At 43.3% G+C, this 15,491-nt stretch carries 20 protein-coding genes; all 20 read right to left on the reverse strand.

What is annotated here, in order from left to right:
- Nucleotides 1-42: 42 nt before the first annotated feature.
- Complete coding sequence (ccsA, locus tag V6669_RS19290) at nt 43-1,305, reverse strand: cytochrome c biogenesis protein CcsA (RefSeq protein WP_338587622.1); 1,263 nt, start codon at nt 1,303-1,305, stop codon at nt 43-45.
- A complete protein-coding gene (locus tag V6669_RS19295; RefSeq protein WP_338587625.1) occupies nt 1,302-2,975 on the reverse strand; it encodes a cytochrome c biogenesis protein ResB in 1,674 nt (557 codons plus the stop codon). Before V6669_RS19295 ends, ccsA begins: the two co-directional genes overlap by 4 nt.
- A 14-nt stretch (nt 2,976-2,989) precedes the next feature.
- A complete protein-coding gene (locus V6669_RS19300) occupies nt 2,990-3,517 on the reverse strand; it encodes a redoxin family protein (RefSeq protein ID WP_017687661.1) in 528 nt (175 codons plus the stop codon).
- A 134-nt stretch (nt 3,518-3,651) separates the two neighbouring features.
- The gene (locus V6669_RS19305) at nt 3,652-4,401 is read right to left on the reverse strand and encodes a pseudouridine synthase (protein WP_062835222.1); all 750 of its coding nucleotides are present in this window, start codon (nt 4,399-4,401) and stop codon (nt 3,652-3,654) included.
- A 196-nt stretch (nt 4,402-4,597) separates the two neighbouring features.
- Nucleotides 4,598-5,416, reverse strand: a complete 819-nt coding sequence (locus V6669_RS19310; protein ID WP_338587628.1) for a serine protease — start codon at nt 5,414-5,416, stop codon at nt 4,598-4,600.
- A 63-nt stretch (nt 5,417-5,479) separates the two neighbouring features.
- Nucleotides 5,480-6,013: a spore maturation protein gene (locus V6669_RS19315; RefSeq protein WP_017687658.1), complete on the reverse strand. Its 534-nt coding sequence runs from the start codon at nt 6,011-6,013 to the stop codon at nt 5,480-5,482.
- Nucleotides 6,014-6,019: 6 nt separating this feature from the next.
- Entirely contained in the window at nt 6,020-6,646 is a 627-nt protein-coding gene (locus V6669_RS19320; protein ID WP_017687657.1) for a nucleoside recognition domain-containing protein, read from the reverse strand.
- Between the two features lie 31 nt (nt 6,647-6,677).
- Complete coding sequence (locus V6669_RS19325; RefSeq protein WP_133385356.1) at nt 6,678-7,871, reverse strand: D-alanyl-D-alanine carboxypeptidase family protein; 1,194 nt, start codon at nt 7,869-7,871, stop codon at nt 6,678-6,680.
- Between the two features lie 162 nt (nt 7,872-8,033).
- A complete protein-coding gene (locus V6669_RS19330) occupies nt 8,034-8,837 on the reverse strand; it encodes a sigma-70 family RNA polymerase sigma factor (RefSeq protein WP_253501438.1) in 804 nt (267 codons plus the stop codon).
- A gap of 66 nt (nt 8,838-8,903) precedes the next feature.
- Entirely contained in the window at nt 8,904-9,626 is a 723-nt protein-coding gene (locus V6669_RS19335) for a transglycosylase SLT domain-containing protein (RefSeq protein ID WP_338587630.1), read from the reverse strand.
- A gap of 63 nt (nt 9,627-9,689) precedes the next feature.
- Entirely contained in the window at nt 9,690-9,905 is a 216-nt protein-coding gene (locus V6669_RS19340) for a hypothetical protein (RefSeq protein ID WP_338587631.1), read from the reverse strand.
- A complete protein-coding gene (locus V6669_RS19345; RefSeq protein ID WP_338587633.1) occupies nt 9,902-10,276 on the reverse strand; it encodes a hypothetical protein in 375 nt (124 codons plus the stop codon). Before V6669_RS19345 ends, V6669_RS19340 begins: the two co-directional genes overlap by 4 nt.
- A gap of 79 nt (nt 10,277-10,355) precedes the next feature.
- Nucleotides 10,356-10,742 (reverse strand): hypothetical protein, encoded by a 387-nt coding sequence (locus V6669_RS19350; RefSeq protein ID WP_338587635.1) that lies wholly within the window; start codon nt 10,740-10,742, stop codon nt 10,356-10,358.
- Between the two features lie 135 nt (nt 10,743-10,877).
- Entirely contained in the window at nt 10,878-11,444 is a 567-nt protein-coding gene (locus V6669_RS19355) for a sigma-70 family RNA polymerase sigma factor (protein WP_083679489.1), read from the reverse strand.
- A 595-nt stretch (nt 11,445-12,039) separates the two neighbouring features.
- Nucleotides 12,040-12,456: a Na-translocating system protein MpsC family protein gene (locus V6669_RS19360; RefSeq protein WP_338587638.1), complete on the reverse strand. Its 417-nt coding sequence runs from the start codon at nt 12,454-12,456 to the stop codon at nt 12,040-12,042.
- Nucleotides 12,457-12,690: 234 nt separating this feature from the next.
- Nucleotides 12,691-12,888 carry a hypothetical protein gene (locus V6669_RS19365; RefSeq protein WP_338587640.1) on the reverse strand — a complete coding sequence of 66 codons (198 nt, stop codon included), beginning with the start codon at nt 12,886-12,888 and terminating at the stop codon, nt 12,691-12,693.
- Nucleotides 12,857-13,180 (reverse strand): hypothetical protein, encoded by a 324-nt coding sequence (locus tag V6669_RS19370; protein WP_338587642.1) that lies wholly within the window; start codon nt 13,178-13,180, stop codon nt 12,857-12,859. The genes V6669_RS19365 and V6669_RS19370 overlap by 32 nt, the downstream gene beginning before the upstream one ends.
- 156 nt (nt 13,181-13,336) lie before the next feature.
- Complete coding sequence (locus V6669_RS19375) at nt 13,337-14,242, reverse strand: hypothetical protein (protein WP_338587643.1); 906 nt, start codon at nt 14,240-14,242, stop codon at nt 13,337-13,339.
- Nucleotides 14,243-14,254: 12 nt separating this feature from the next.
- Nucleotides 14,255-14,656: a hypothetical protein gene (locus tag V6669_RS19380; RefSeq protein ID WP_338587644.1), complete on the reverse strand. Its 402-nt coding sequence runs from the start codon at nt 14,654-14,656 to the stop codon at nt 14,255-14,257.
- Nucleotides 14,653-15,489 carry a hypothetical protein gene (locus V6669_RS19385; RefSeq protein ID WP_338587645.1) on the reverse strand — a complete coding sequence of 279 codons (837 nt, stop codon included), beginning with the start codon at nt 15,487-15,489 and terminating at the stop codon, nt 14,653-14,655. The genes V6669_RS19380 and V6669_RS19385 overlap by 4 nt, the downstream gene beginning before the upstream one ends.
- Between the last annotated feature and the right edge of the window lie 2 nt (nt 15,490-15,491).

Genomic DNA, 15,491 nt, shown 5'->3' on the forward strand with positions numbered 1-15,491 from the left:
GTTTCCCGCTTCTAAACTCAACCTTTGCAATACGAGTCTGTCCTAGTCCGCTCCAGCATAAGAATGTAATCCAGCAATGATTAGATTCACCCCAACCAGCGTAAACATGACGACCAGGAAGCCAAGAACTGCAAGCCACGCAGACTTCTGACCTTGCCAACCTCTGGATAAACGCAAATGCAGATACACACTATAATATAGCCATGTAATCAATGCCCACACCTCTTTAGGGTCCCAACCCCAAAAGCGACTCCAGGCAATCTGAGCCCAGATCATGGCAAAAATTAATGCTCCCAGCGTAAATATCGGAAAACCAATGGCAATCGCACGATAACTTATCTCATCCAGATCATCGGCATCAATTCCATCCATCATTGGCTGTAACGCTTGTCCAAGTGGTCTGCGCACAAGAAGTCGTACAATTCCATACAGGATCAGACCTACAATAAGTGACCAAACCACCGTATTCAGCTTACGCCCGGCATTTACCCCGTTCATCCAGGAAGGCGTCTCAAGTAAAGGTTTTTTTATGCCAAGAAACGGTGTCATGCTCTCCACTTCGCTATTATATGGTGCAAAAATCGGAGGCATGCGATAAATCACTTTCTCTATTGTACTATTTTCCTGTACCTCTGTGTCAATGCTGACCGTTTTCTGTACAAAAACCGCCTCGTAACCAGCTGTACGAAAGGCAAATACCGTTCCGATGAATCCGATGACTACAACGATCGTAACCAGGGTGAATTCAACCCATCCTCGTTGACGTCTTGAAGACTTGTCTTTACCACTGAAATCAACAGTACGGAGCAAATACATGAACCCTGCGGCAAAACCCACGGCGAAGAATGCTTCACCAAGCGCGGCCAACGTCACGTGAATTTTCAGCCAGATGGACTGAAGTGCCGGGATTAATGGTTGTACCTCTTGAGGAAATACAGCGGCGTACGCCATAATAATAATGGTAAGTGGTAAAGCAAACAAACCCAGTAATGACTTGCGGTATATGGCATATACAACAATAAATGCAACCATAATCATCATGGACAGAAAAGACATGAACTCATACATGTTACTAACCGGGATATGACCTGCCCCAGCCCATCGGGTTACAAAAAATACGATATGTGCCGCCAAGGCGACAGTCGAAGCGATAAAAGCTCTTTTACCCCAGCGATTCATATGGTCCAGAGGATCACGATTACTCCATTTTTTGCCCATGACTGCGACAGCATATAACAAGAATGCAGCACAATAGAGAAAGAAAGATACGATAAATGCGTCGCTGCTGAAATCCAATAAATTCATGCCCGGTTCCCCCCGTTATCCAACGACTTCTCTTCCACTTCCAGATTCATCTGTTTCAAGACGGCCGCAACTTCACGCCTGAAGCCAAACCAGTTTTTGTTGGTATGTCCACCCAAGGTGAGCTGTTTATCATCAAAACGAATCCAGATACGGCGATGATGCCAATAAAAACCCATGACCAGCCCCAACATAACAATACCGGCTCCTACCCACACAAAAGGCATTGCCTTATCCACTCTTATATTGAGATAACTTACGGACTGAATAATATCAACCTTGTCCATACTGTCTACTTCCAGCTGTAGAGGAATCTCAGCTCCAATCAACTGTTGGTTAATCGCATCTTGTTGAAACCGTTGTTTGTCAATCTGCTTCGCAAAGTACAGATATTGTATCCCCTCTTCGGGCAGATCCGGTCCCTTGATGAGAAAGAGAAAAGCAGGTGCATTAGGTGAAGGCGATTTTGATTTGGGCTGACCATTCTCATCCAATCCAAAGTCCATAAACTTTTCTTTTACCGTGAGCTTATAAGGACCAGCTTCAAATGTTCTTTGGGTATCTACCATATCAATCTTAATTGGCCCATATACTTCACCCGTCTTTGTGTTGACCAGATCAGGCGTTACGGACCGAATGGTGGGTGTTAGATCATAATCAAACTGATATGCTTTCAGACCGTTATAATTCAATGGATGATTCACGCGTACATCATGTCTGGCCACCTCAGCTAACTGAGGTTTCTTCGAAAGATCCGAACAGTCTGCTGTACATTCATACAAAACAACTTTTGTTTCGAACAGTTTCGGAACGGTTTTATTGAGGTTACGGAATTGCTCAGGTACTTCTTCCTCACTGTAGAATTCAACATTGAACTGTTCATTTTGCAGATACATCGATGTATTCGGGATCTTTTTGATCTCACCTTCAGGAAAAGCGACGTGCTCGTCCAGATTCAGACCTGGAAGCCCTCGTGCGAGTACCGCCAGCAAAAATATAATGAGTCCAATATGGATGACATATGGGCCCCATCGACTGAATCGCTGTTTCTCTGCGAGTAAGGCATCCCCCTGGGTGTGCACACGGTATCCTTTCTTTTTCAACGGCGTAACCGCTTTCTTAATCCAGTCTTCTGGTGCCTCTTCGATGGTACCTTGGTACACCAGACGCTGTCTTGTCAGAAATTGCGTATGTTTACGTATTCTCTGTTTATTCAGTGCTTTGTAGAGCGGTAGGACGCGATCCAGACTGCATATCACCAATGATGCCCCAATCAGCACCAGCAGTAGAATAAACCACCAGGATTCGTATGTATGGGATAAACCCAACAGATAATAGATATGACCCAACTGACCGTATGTTTCTTTGTAATACACGGAAGGATCAATATTCAAGAATGTACTTTCTTGCGGATAGATTGTACCAAGCATAGAACCTACCAGCGTAAAAACAATCATATAGACGGCAATTTTGACGGATGAAAAAAAGTTCCATATGCGGTCAATGATGTTGGGATTACTACGCTGTGAACGGCGCGCCATGCCATCATAACGCATTTCCAACACTTCATCCGATTTAGCTTCAGACTCCAGCAGCGGTTTCCCACATGCTTCACATAGTACAGTGCCTACCGGATTCTGGTGTCCGCACTCACATTTGGTATTTTGGAACACGAATAGACCTCCTGTCAGGGCTGCTTCGCCAGTTGCGAAATTTGAGCGTCAAGTGTGTCCAAATCAAGTTGCCCGATATGAATGGTAGAGATTTTGCCCGTGTCGGATACAAAGAATGTTGTTGGCATCGGAGAGATCCCGAAATCACGAACCGAGTTTTTCTCCCTGTCAAGCATGATTGGAAACGTAACCCCAACCTGCCGTACAAAATTATCCACGGTCATCTGGTCTTCTCCAACATTAATTCCGACAAATTGTACTCCCTGGTCCTTCCATTTGTCAGCTTGTGCCTGAAGTGCAGGCATTTCTTTAACACAAGGTTCACACCATGTGCCCCAGAAATTGATCACCATCGCTTTTCCTTTGTACTCATCAGACGTATGAACTTGACCATCCAGGCCCAGCAGTTCAAAAGAAGGAGACTTGTCCCCTTCCTTTGGCTTGCCATTCGAGCCGGATACCGATGTGGTAATCGCATATCCGCCCAACACCAGGATCAATAACAAAATGACGATTTGCACCGTTCTTCTTGATTTCCCCATGTGCTGCTCCCCTTTTATGTGACTGTAGCATTCGCATCTTATTGGTCTAAGACAACTGTGAACATCCTATGAACAATTATAGCGAATTTCGTCACAAAACTGCGGCGGTTTTATGAAAATTGTGTGTCCTCACATTACCTTTTTTTCATTTTTTTGGCTGGTTCTGATTGTGCGAGGGTAATCAGGTTGTTGACTTCTTCTTTGGTCAGATTGCGTGTCAGACCACGTTTCAGGTTTTGTAGCAAAATACCACCAAACGAAATCCGTTTCAGACGGGTTACCGGATGGTTTATTGCCTCGAACATACGTCTAACCTGACGGTTACGTCCTTCATAGATCGTAATGGAAATGACCGACTCATTAGCGGCTGTATCCACATCTTTGTACTCTACCTCTGCAGGAGCAGTCATGCCGTCATCCAGCATAATGCCTGTCTTTAATTTCTCCAGAGCTGTACCATGCGGCACACCTTTAACCGTTGCATGATACGTTTTGGGTACGTGATGCTTCGGATGCGTCAGCAAATGTGCAAACTCTCCATCATTGGTAAGGATCAATAAGCCCTCTGTGTCATAATCCAGACGACCCACAGGATATACGCGTTCCTTGACACCTTTCAGGTAGTCGGATACAATTTTCCGACCTTCCGGGTCAGATGCACTTGTGATTACACCTTTTGGCTTGTTCAACATCAAGTACACTTTTTTCTCACTGCGGATTGGTTTTCCATTAACCGTAATCATATCCTCTTCGGGGTTCGCTTTTGTACCCAGTTCGGTTACGACCTCCCCGTTAACTTCTACTTTGCCGGACAGGATTAGTTCCTCGCTCTTGCGGCGGGATGCAATGCCTGCCTGTGCGATAATTTTTTGTAATCTTTCCATGTTTGTCATGTCACCTCACACTAATGATACCCATCACGCAGGGAAATCACAAGGATAATCCAAGGATTTTGCAAACTGGCGACACGAATATGCATTTTAGGCGACCTTCCCCTTTGAGATTGACGCAAAAAAAGCCTACCTTTACACGACCTGTTGAACACAGATGGTGTAAAGATAAGCCTTTTCCTCAAATCATTTAATTGGAAACTTTTCCTGCAACTGCAACCTGTTTTTTGGCAGGTTTAGTACTCTCTTTAATGAAAGTCTGCAATGTCTTGGAAGTAATATAATAGGTACGTCCACCGTACACAAATGTCATCATACCAATGACCCGGTTGTTCTGATCCAGAACAGGGCCACCTGAATTACCTTGTGCCATGGATTTCACAATACTGCCGATTCCCTTTTTACCTGGAACGTCCGAAGCTTGGGAACTGAACACTCTGCTTTTGGCTATCGTATTGTAGGTTGAAGGAAAATCTTCATCCAGGATGACAAGATCACCAGCAGGATTTTTGGGGAATCCAATGGTATAGACAACCTGGTTATCCCTTGCGTTTGCAAACGTGACCGGTTGGGCGTCTATTTCCTTGTCCAGCTTCAGCAGCGCCATGTCTGTCACCGGGTCTGTCTTAATAATCTTTGCCTTTACAGGCTTACCCAAGGAACCCGGACTCGCAACAGTCAGTGTACCTTCATCACCATCAGACAGTTCAGCATAACTCTGAACGACATGATAATTCGTGAGCACTTCATCCTTCGAAATCAATATTGAGGTACCAACATCATAATATACCATATCGGGTTCATCCTGCTTGACCAAACGTACATTCACGACTGGAAAAGAATCCGCTGTGACTGCCATTTGTGCACGCAGCTGTTTGTCGAAGTAACCTGTAAAATGTATCGTCTGAACGGCTTGAGCTGCCGCCAGCCCCGTTGACCCTGCGAGCATTGCAATAGCAAGCACGCCTGACATTCCGATACGGAGCATTCGTTTCCAACTCTTCTGCATGTCTCACTCTCCTCCGCTATTATTCTAGCATATCTAATATATCGGAAGGAAAGGAGATATCTTTTAACCAAAAACGAGCAAACAAATGGCAAGGGCAGCAATAAAACCAACGACATCGGAAAACAACCCTACTTTGAGTGCATACCGACCGTTCCTTATGCCTACAGCCCCAAAATAAACAGTCAGCACATATAACGTGGTGTCTGTACTCCCCTGAATCGTAGATGCCATGCGTCCTATCATGGAGTCAGGGCCATGAGTTTTGATCAGATCGGTTGTAAACGCAAGGGAGCCTGTCCCCGTCAACGGACGCAGTATTCCGAGTGGCAACACTTCGCCTGGAACACCCATCCAGGACACCAGCGGAGCGAACAGGCTAATCACAAAATCCAGTGCACCCGAGGCACGAAATACGCTGATTGCGACCATCATGCCCACGAGATGCGGAATAATACTGATTGCAGTAGAGAAACCATCCTTGGCCCCATCAACAAAGGATTCGTAAACCGGGACCTTTTTGGTAAACGCATATAATGGAACAAACGCGATAATAACCGGGATGGCCCAGACGGAGATCCAATTGATGAAGGTTAACAAAGGTGCTCATCCTTTCATGCCGGGATTGCCACTTTTCGGAATGCGCGGCGGTTTGTGTAAAGCCCTGTTCCGATACCAGCGATCGGCGATTATAGCAGCAAGTGTAGCGATAATGGTAGCCATCAATGTTGTTCCCACAATCTCTGTTGCATTGGCGGAATGATAGTTTAAGCGGATGGCGATCAGCGTTGTCGGAATAATGGTAATACTAGCCGTATTCAGAGCCAGTAAGGTGCACATGGCAGGAGAAGCTGTTTGTTTGTCCGGATTAAGCTCCTGCAGTTGTTGCATGGCTTTGATTCCCATCGGAGTAGCCGCATTTCCTAGCCCCAGCAGATTCGCACTCATATTGGAGAGAATATAACCCATCGCCGGATGATTTTTGGGCACATCGGGGAACAGGAAGCCCACAACCGGACCGAGCAGCTTGGCAATCCGGGCCAAGAGGCCAGCATCCTCAGCCATTTTCATCATGCCCATCCAGAACACAAGCACACTAATCAGTCCAAAACAGACCGTGACTCCCGTTGCCGCCCCATCAAAAGCGGCTTGCGTGACCACTTCGATATTGCCGTTGACGGCTGCAAAAGCAAATCCGATTAAAATCATGAGCAGCCAAATTAGATTAATCATGGATTATATCCTCCCTTCAATGACGATTTAGCTAAGGAGACAACAGGTGGCTTAACACGGCACGCCATGCAGCTGCCCAGGAAGAGACATCACCGATTCCACCCAGCGTTGCATCTTCTGTCTTCGGTTCAGGAGGAATATAACTGCCTTTGCGATACACCGGAATTGAGCCAACAAGTTTGCCGTCAAGCTGCATATCAATGCGACCTGCCAATCCGAACGAAGGATCTGTCGATTGTTCCTTGCCTTCGACTTTCGTTTCCGACTGGGCGCGATTCTCGTGCAGAATCAACTTTTTGGTCAATGAACTTTTCTCACTCTCGGCCAGAGGATACCAGAATCCCCGGCCCGTAACGACATCTGTATTTTGCACAGGCTGTTCTTGCTTCGCGATCTCTACCAAGGGGAAGTATTCAAACCCGAAATCAAGCATCCGAGCATGATCGTTCCAATCGTTTCCGTCGTTCAGCGTTACCGCGGCGAGCTGCTGTCCATTGCGTGTAGCCGAGCTGACCAAACATCTGAAAGCTTTCTTGGTGTAACCGGTTTTCACTCCATCTGCACCTTCGTACATCCGCAGCATTTTATTTTTGTTGTGCCAAGAGTATTCCCAGCTTTCATTGGGGTTCGGTGCAGATTTGTCCTCCGTGGCTACGATTCGTTTGAACACCGGATTGTGCAACGCATATGCCGTTAATCGGGCCAAGTCATTGGCTGTGGAATAATGACCTTCTGCATCCAGTCCATGAGGGTTCATAAAATGAGAATGCGTCAGACCGATTTGCTCCGCCTTTTTGTTCATTAACAGGACAAAGCCTTCTTCCGATCCACCGACATGTTCTGCGATCGCAGAGGCCGCGTCATTGCCTGAACGGAGCATTAGCCCGTACAACATGTTTTCAAGCGTCATCTCTTCACCTAACTTCAGATAGAGAGAAGATCCTTCTTTGGCAAAAGCTGAGGGAGACACTTTCACTTTTTCATCCAGCTTGCTGTGTTCGATCGCTACGATCGCTGTCATGATTTTGGTCAAACTGGCAATTCGCAGTTCCTTATCCCCATCTTTGCTGTATAAGATCCGGCCTGATGTGACATCAATGAGAGCAGCGCTTTGCGCATGTGTAGACGGACCTTGAATCGTTGCCTGGGCTTGAGTAACCCCTAATGAAGACAGCAAGAAGACAGGGATAAGCATGCATGCAAGAACTTTCGTTATTTTTCGCATCAATTCATTCCTCCGGGTCACTTGGAATCTTGTACTATCTTATGTTCGGACAACTTGGAGTATGTCCCATAGGGCAAAAACAGCAAAAATCCCTCACGCTTGGATGCGGGAGGGACGTTATGTATGAGACATTATATAAGATATGAAGTGCTGAGACGACAATCAAGCCTGATCCTTTTTATCCAGCATTTTAGCTACTTTTCGCATAATTCTAGAGACCCTCATCTGGCTAATGTCTTCCATATCAGCGGTCTGAGTTTGATTAAATCCTTCTACACGATGCTTCAGTACAGTCACTTCTTTCTCACTAAGCTTGCGCTTGACCGAATCAATAACCGCATCAACGTATAACTTGTCCAGAATATCTTCTTCAATATTCTCCCCGCTATAGATGGTATCCATCAACGTCACGGATTGAGTTTGTTGATCATCAGCACCTACAGGCTCATCCAGGTATTTCACACCTTTACCCACTTGAAGTGCTTTATTGATCTTTTCTTCTTCCTCATCCAGCAACAATGCGATTTCATGTGCTGGTGGGAGGTAGCCCATATCGTGCTCAAGTCGATTGATTCGGTTAATTAATTCCGTAGCTGTGCGAGTTGGACGAATAATGCTTGCACTATCTCTCAGAAAACATCTGATTTCTCTGACAATGGCAGTAACACTAAACGAACTGAATTTTACGCCACGCCCCGTATCAAATGCTTTGACCGCTTTGATGAATCCCAGACGGCCCAGTTGAAGAATATCATCCTTCTCCACACAATGATTCTTAATAATCATTTCAGGTTTTCCAATATACTTATGAACGGAATGCCATATCAGGTTCTCATTGACCAGAATACAATCCCCGAGGAAATGCTCATCGAGCTTACAACGTTCAATATTTTCTACGTCATCCATTGTGTAATACTTCTTGTCTGCCTGCAAATTCGTGCTAATATGTTCTGGAAATTTTCCCATTTGGATCTCCCTATGTAAAATTGATAAACGATCTTATATTATTCAAATTCTATTGTTAAATGATGTTTATTGACCTTTTTTGATTATTCCAAGCATCTTGTTATGATGTTCCTTCACTTGATCGTAGTACCAGGAGCGAGCCTTTCCCTTAGCTACATTGCCTTCTCCCTGATTGTACGCAATGGTTGCTGTACGAAGATTTCCATCGTACTTATCTATAAGATATTCCAAGTATAGAATGCTTGTCCTGATATTCGTTTCAGGCTTATGTAGCTCCTGTTTACTCACTCCAAACGATTTCGCTGTGCTAGGAAGAATCTGAAGTAAACCAATCGCTCCATGAGATGATACACTTTCCTCTAACATCCGGCTCTCTTGCCACATCATAGCCAGAATCCAGACGGAATCGATATCCGTATCCTTCGTATATTGGGCTACCCACTTCACATACTTCAGCAGCTTAGCTCGACTCACTTTTTTCTCATGGTGGATCTCTATGTACTGCTCAAGCATATCCGTTATTGATATGTGCTCAGGAGCAACCGATGCTTCTTTAACTTGTTTTTCTTGCTTTTCTTGTTTTCCCTGCTTTTCTTGTTTTCCCTGCTTTTCTTGCTTCATTGGTTCTACTAGCTTTACCTGCTCTGCTTCCGTTGCAAGTTTCACTCTCTTGGAGTCAACTATTTTTTCGTCGGCGCGTTTGTAATTTCCTAATGCTGATAGACTCCCGTATTGTGAAGCTAATACCACCGCAATAACAATACCTATTACTCTTTCTAAAATGAGCAACAGATTCGCCCACCTCCTTACTGAAAACCTCTATATTATAGAAGGAATAATCTCATACACAAGTTAGGATTGGTCTTGTTCACTTGGCTGATATACGATGATTGCTGCAAATTCCATCGTGCTGCTGGATGGATCAACGGTGGAGGTAAACTCCAGTCCGGTAACGAATGTGTGTGGTTTGGATAACATCCATGCGTTGATCAATTCTTCCACACCTGCCGCGCTAGCGGACACAAACGTTTTTACAGCTAAATCCGAAGCGTAGTTTAACACCTTCATTGCTCTTCACCAGATGTTTCTTGTTCCTCTTCCTTTTTCTCTTCAATAAGATGATTAAACTCCTCTTCGGTCAGTTCATGAATCTCCAATTCGTAAGCACTTGTCAGAATGTAACCCATACCATCTGTTAAATGAACGTTATAAAATGTTTGTGGTTCTTCATGAAAGATACCCTCTTCGTAGTTGAATCCAATAACGGCTTTTTCGTAACCAGCTACACGACCAGCAAACCATACGTTAGCTTGGGTTGTTGCTCCGGTTGGCGTCTGGACCTCATGCATATTGGTTGGTGCGTGAATATACTTTCCAATCATACTTGCTACGATTTCTTCCGTTAATTTATCTTCTTTTGCTTTGATCATATGTGTCATCGAATAATTCCTCCATTGAGTTAAAATTTAGCGAATATTCTTGCCCTTACATTCTCTATACGTCATATCGGAGCGACAGTTAAATTGGAGGCGCAGATGAAGTAGTTGTTCCGCTGCTTAGAACCATATAATTCGTCCGCATATGGTGTACAGCCATGTCCAGATCAGCCACTCGTTTGGAAACAAATTCTTCAATCACAGGCTCCAACTGCGTGAAGCCTACGCCCAAGATCGGTTTTTTATGTATATAAGCATGATGCATAATTACAATATCAGTAGAGGTCAATTGATCCATATCCAGGTTAACCAAGACGGCATCCGCTTGTACGACTACTTTCTCAATGATCAAGGCATACTCCCTGTTGCTTAAATCAGAAGCTGTCGAAGAATCATGACTTGCCCAAACGATATCCGAAAACCCCTCCAGAGGTTCCATCGTAAATCCTAAAACCACCACACTAAGCATTTTGTTCCGCCTTTCTTTCTGTACTAATCTCTCTATACGACATAAAAAAGCACCCAGTTAAGGGTGCTCTCTCTATTCTATGTAGGTTACTGAATCTATCTTCATCAAACTTAGGCTATTAATTGCCACTTATGACTACAATGCTTCGTATTTCTCACGAATCGCTTTCCATAACTGGGATATACGTGCCTTGGATACACCTAGCATTCCTGCAATCTCTACAAATTCATACCCCGAAGTCCGAAGTTTAAAGATTTGCTTCTCACGTTCGTTCAGTTTCATATTCTCCATAATATCTGTTACAAACTCAAAATTCTCATAAGCAAACCCAGCATGACCAAGCGCTAATGCGATATCTGAGCCTTCCGATTCATCGCCACCACCCTGATCCGTGCACATGATCTGTACAGCGTTAACTACACTGAGATTTTTCTCAGACATGCACTTGCGGTACATATCCTTGATCTTATTTTCAATAAGATGATCAACAAACGTCGACATTTTGGCTTTTTCTGCATCATACTTGTCCAGGGAGTTAACTAATTTGATCATAATCTCCTGGGTCACATCTTCTTTCTCCATCCCGGCAAATGTTTTCCCTCTAAGCTTGTGACGACACTTCTCCTGAGCTTTATTCAGGAACATGTCTATATCCCCAATCTCAAATAAATCATCAAAACCCATAGCAGTTGTAGCAGACATTATACATTTCCCCCATTAACTATTTAATTATTAGTTGTTCGTATTCTTTCTTCACAATCTATTTGTTATCCAGCATGATCTTACTCTACATTCTCGCTATTGCTCCCAAATCTCATATCACATATGTAGTTTTGTTACACAGAATTGAAGCTAATAAGCCTATCACGTACAAACGATTAAGCAATCTCCCTTTGATCCGCCTCCCCATTCCCATCCTATTACATTCAGAATAACAAATACGAACTAGTGTTCTCAACATTTATTTATTTCGTTCCCTTATATGCCTTTTACTGACTATATACGAAGTATACGATGAAAGGTAAAGCAGCATTTTATACAAACAAAAAGACCAACACAGAGCGCACCACTGGAAAATACCAAAATGGTGGAATGTGTCGGTCTTGGTCTGACATCTATTTCGTCCCAATTACCGAAGATATGGCCTTCAAGTTCTTTAACAAGGTTATAGGCTTCGTCAAGATTATTAATCTATTCAATCGCCATAAGGGTAGTATAAGGAAATATGTAGGATATTGTCAACAACAAAATTAGTTCCTAAGAACCTGTCCAGTATTCAAACGTCAGTTAATAGGCCTTAAGGCATGTTTATCTCATCATTTTTCAGCAGCACTTCAACATCCTTGTTCATCTTGAAGACTGTAATCTGCTCTGCAAAATCATGGCCAAAAAATGTTGTTTCGATGTCTTCGATCTTCAGACCCATGTTGATATAGGAGAAAACGGGGCTGAAATCTTCTCTCATCATATGGGCAAGCTTCATCTTGTATTCGGCGAAAATTTGACTTGAGTGTGATTGCATATGTTCTAGCATGAATGCTTCAGGTTTGGTGAATTTTGCTGTAAACTTTAAGATGATAAAATGATTCATGATAGAGACTCTGGTATCTACCGGCCCGCGTTCAGTAAAATCTTTTCTTATTCTGGATGCCAGCTTTGCGAGCTCTCTTTCCAAGTCTTTTATCTCAATGTCCCATCCCTCCTTGCCAATCATCCTGACCCCTTCTACTGCCCTCGAACATATGAATTCAACCTAGTTTAATCAAAACTGCTTGCACAAGACAAGTTTCAATGGATGCATTAAATCAAGTCACTCTAATCTTTTCATGAAAAAGGAATAGACCCCAGAACTAGGCTTGGGGTATATCACTTTATTAACTATAGTTTACAATTATTCAATTAAATTAACACTTGGTGCTAAAAAGCTAACATTAGTTAGCTTGAACGCTTAATTTATCATTTCATTGGTAATCTCTATTTTAAGCAAGCTAAACGCAACCAGGTTCAGAACGACATTGGCACCATAGTCTCTTTCAATCAAATCGAATGCTTCTTCCGTTGCTCCAACCAGATCCTCCTTATCCGAGGTCATCTCGGTAGTGACAATTTCCTCATTATTCAATGCAAAGGTCAGCCTGTACAGCATCTGTATTCCCCTCCTTAGAGGTCAATTCAATATTTCGCACATCGGTAAGATCAATGATATGAATTACATCTTCTGTATCTTCCAACGTGATCGATTTCCCCTCGTTCTTGTGTTTAGTGAACAGTCGGCGATATTCTTGCTTAACCTCATCCGCAGTTAACGGGATTTCGCGTACGACCTTATCCGAATCTTTCTCTTTCTGTTGTAACCTTGGATTATCTTCCGTCCAGTTCACCGTTTTCTTTTTCCCACTTCCCTTGAAAAAGAAATGAGCAGTAAGTTCAATATTCATCGTACACTACCTCCCGGAATAATTACGTTCTCATACTACTTTCTCTATACGTCTTGATCAGTTAAATGTTAATGCTAGTTTTCATATTTAAATGTGGGTTTCACAAACTATTTCGTGTTAAAAGAAAAAAAGGACAGCATATGCTATCCTTCCGTATTAGTATTTCTTAACCGCTATGCGATTGCCGTATGAGTCATATATATATTGGAAGTTGGTTTGAACAGGTGTTGTTCCCACCTTGGTTATGGACTTGGCGACCAGTCTTCCCTCATCATACTGATAGATGACATCAACCAAAGTAGGAAGCTGCACGAAGTCCAGACCATCATATCGATATATCTCACCAATCGAAATGACCAAGAAGGAATCATCCTGTGCGTAACCTTCTGGAGAAGCTGGTAGGGTCAGTACAGGTTCTCTAACCAGCTGTTCGGTGTAGTTGTCTGTAACGACTTGTCGAATAACTCTTCCCTGCATGTCAAAAGCAAAGTATGTAACCACATCCGTATAATCTACCAAGTCGCTGATTGATTCCCACGGATCAATGACATTCAGGCGTTTTCGTTCCCCCCAAGTCATGCTCACATGGGTTTCTCCATCACTGATCATATCGGCACTATGTGTATCAGGATGTGTGTAATGGTTGGCCTCAACTTCAATATGCTCTAATTTGATTCGTTCTTCAGCAGTAAACACTTTCTTCTCAATGCCATCTGCTAAGATGTCTGCACTATGGAACTCTGGATGTTCATATACCTTGACCTCCACCCCGTTAACTGTTAGGATTCCATTGGATTTATAGCTAACATCAGATCCCGTAAGACGTGTATATTCTTCGCCATACATATATAATGTTGGCAAATTTTGATTACTTTCATCCGTAAGCACGGCATAAATTGCTTCCGGTATCCCTTGTGGGGGAAGGTCTTTTTTTACATTTACTGTTGTAATCGTACCTAATGCAATCTTGTCCAATCGAGCATCTAGAGTCCCGTTATCTTCCCTGGCTTCCTTGATCTCGTTTGAAAGCTTGACCACTTTACCATAAGTAATGATATCCATGATCGTTGTCTCCTATCTAACCGTCAAACCCGTTACTTCAATGGTAAAACCTGAAGACACGGAACCTGGATTAATGATTTCAAAATGGAAATGGGATGTACCATCCTTATCGTCATAAGGTAAATCCACATTGTCGTATATCCCGTCTATGAAGTTTCCTGTACTAAATTCTGCTGTATTAAAGTATAAAATTTGGGCTTTCATTTTGTCTGCACTATCAAGTATATGAAGCTCCACATTCGTTTCTTCGGTTGGGATAATACGTACCGTCTTAATCAGAAAACGCGGGCTTTCCATGGGGAGCGAAACGATTAATGCTTCTCCCCCACCGTTTAGTGCTTCAACTACATGAGACAATTCTACCTGCTTGTACACATCTTTCAGCTCCTGCATAATTCGCCATGTTTTGTTCATTTCTCACTCCTCCTACGATTTGGAATATAGGTAGCAGGGTACCTTCGTGGCAATATCATGGTTGGTACAGTAGGATCTACGTTGCCTCCTTGACCAGAAAGATAGCCTTGAAACTCATTCATTTCGTCTTTGTAAATGTGCTTTACAATATATCGAATTTTTGCACCCTCTGATGAGGCCGGGGTTCTCTGACCTACAATAATTGATCGAATAACACCCTTGAATGAATCCTTTGAAGGCAAAACAATCTTGGTAACATGTACCCAACGACCATTTGCTTGCTTCGTTAAAGAGCCCTGATAACCTGCCATACCAAGATTACCTGTGAATCGAGCTTCTGGCGTGTTATGCACTGGAAGATAACCCACGCTATCGTAAATGCTTATCTCTTTAGTATGGCTTATTATTACACCATGGGTGTCAGTCAACATAAAACGGCCTGTATAATACTGAGGGAGCTCCTCCTGATCATACCCCCAAATGGAATAAACATTTTCCTCCGATGGGTTGTGTGAAGAAAGATGATGAAGCTCTCCAATTTGGAATTGGTACTGGACTCCCTCTAGTTTTAACTGACCCGTTTTCCCAGAGCTTTTGCTCGTATACAGTGATAAAGCTTGCGTCTCACTGGAACGATATGGACCCTGAGCGTACGTGTAAAGTACGCCTGAATTATGTTGTTGGCCTGCCCTCTCAGGATCATAGTAAGAGCTCGCCTTGGTTCTATTGGAATAATAAATACTGCTTAGATATGTATAAAGCACACCCGTGTTTCGTTTTATTACTGATTGTTGAGGCGTGTAAATGGATTTTTCCGTTCCTGCTACAGACATAG

The sequence above is a fragment of the Paenibacillus sp. Y5S-9 genome (genome assembly GCF_036894235.1).
GTDB lineage: Bacteria > Bacillota > Bacilli > Paenibacillales > Paenibacillaceae > Paenibacillus.

Excerpts from the sequence above, each read along its gene's own strand:
- ccsA (WP_338587622.1), bottom strand. The coding sequence starts at position 1,305 with ATGAATTTATTGGATTTCAGCAGCGACGCATTTATCGTATCTTTCTTT.
- V6669_RS19300 (WP_017687661.1), bottom strand. The coding sequence starts at position 3,517 with ATGGGGAAATCAAGAAGAACGGTGCAAATCGTCATTTTGTTATTGATC.
- V6669_RS19305 (WP_062835222.1), bottom strand. The coding sequence starts at position 4,401 with ATGGAAAGATTACAAAAAATTATCGCACAGGCAGGCATTGCATCCCGC.
- V6669_RS19310 (WP_338587628.1), bottom strand. The coding sequence starts at position 5,416 with ATGCAGAAGAGTTGGAAACGAATGCTCCGTATCGGAATGTCAGGCGTG.
- V6669_RS19320 (WP_017687657.1), bottom strand. The coding sequence starts at position 6,646 with ATGATTAATCTAATTTGGCTGCTCATGATTTTAATCGGATTTGCTTTT.
- V6669_RS19325 (WP_133385356.1), bottom strand. The coding sequence starts at position 7,871 with ATGCGAAAAATAACGAAAGTTCTTGCATGCATGCTTATCCCTGTCTTC.
- V6669_RS19330 (WP_253501438.1), bottom strand. The coding sequence starts at position 8,837 with ATGGGAAAATTTCCAGAACATATTAGCACGAATTTGCAGGCAGACAAG.
- V6669_RS19340 (WP_338587631.1), bottom strand. The coding sequence starts at position 9,905 with ATGAAGGTGTTAAACTACGCTTCGGATTTAGCTGTAAAAACGTTTGTG.
- V6669_RS19345 (WP_338587633.1), bottom strand. The coding sequence starts at position 10,276 with ATGACACATATGATCAAAGCAAAAGAAGATAAATTAACGGAAGAAATC.
- V6669_RS19350 (WP_338587635.1), bottom strand. The coding sequence starts at position 10,742 with ATGCTTAGTGTGGTGGTTTTAGGATTTACGATGGAACCTCTGGAGGGG.
- V6669_RS19355 (WP_083679489.1), bottom strand. The coding sequence starts at position 11,444 with ATGTCTGCTACAACTGCTATGGGTTTTGATGATTTATTTGAGATTGGG.
- V6669_RS19360 (WP_338587638.1), bottom strand. The coding sequence starts at position 12,456 with ATGATTGGCAAGGAGGGATGGGACATTGAGATAAAAGACTTGGAAAGA.
- V6669_RS19365 (WP_338587640.1), bottom strand. The coding sequence starts at position 12,888 with ATGCTGTACAGGCTGACCTTTGCATTGAATAATGAGGAAATTGTCACT.
- V6669_RS19370 (WP_338587642.1), bottom strand. The coding sequence starts at position 13,180 with ATGAATATTGAACTTACTGCTCATTTCTTTTTCAAGGGAAGTGGGAAA.
- V6669_RS19375 (WP_338587643.1), bottom strand. The coding sequence starts at position 14,242 with ATGGATATCATTACTTATGGTAAAGTGGTCAAGCTTTCAAACGAGATC.
- V6669_RS19380 (WP_338587644.1), bottom strand. The coding sequence starts at position 14,656 with ATGAACAAAACATGGCGAATTATGCAGGAGCTGAAAGATGTGTACAAG.
- V6669_RS19385 (WP_338587645.1), bottom strand. The coding sequence starts at position 15,489 with ATGTCTGTAGCAGGAACGGAAAAATCCATTTACACGCCTCAACAATCA.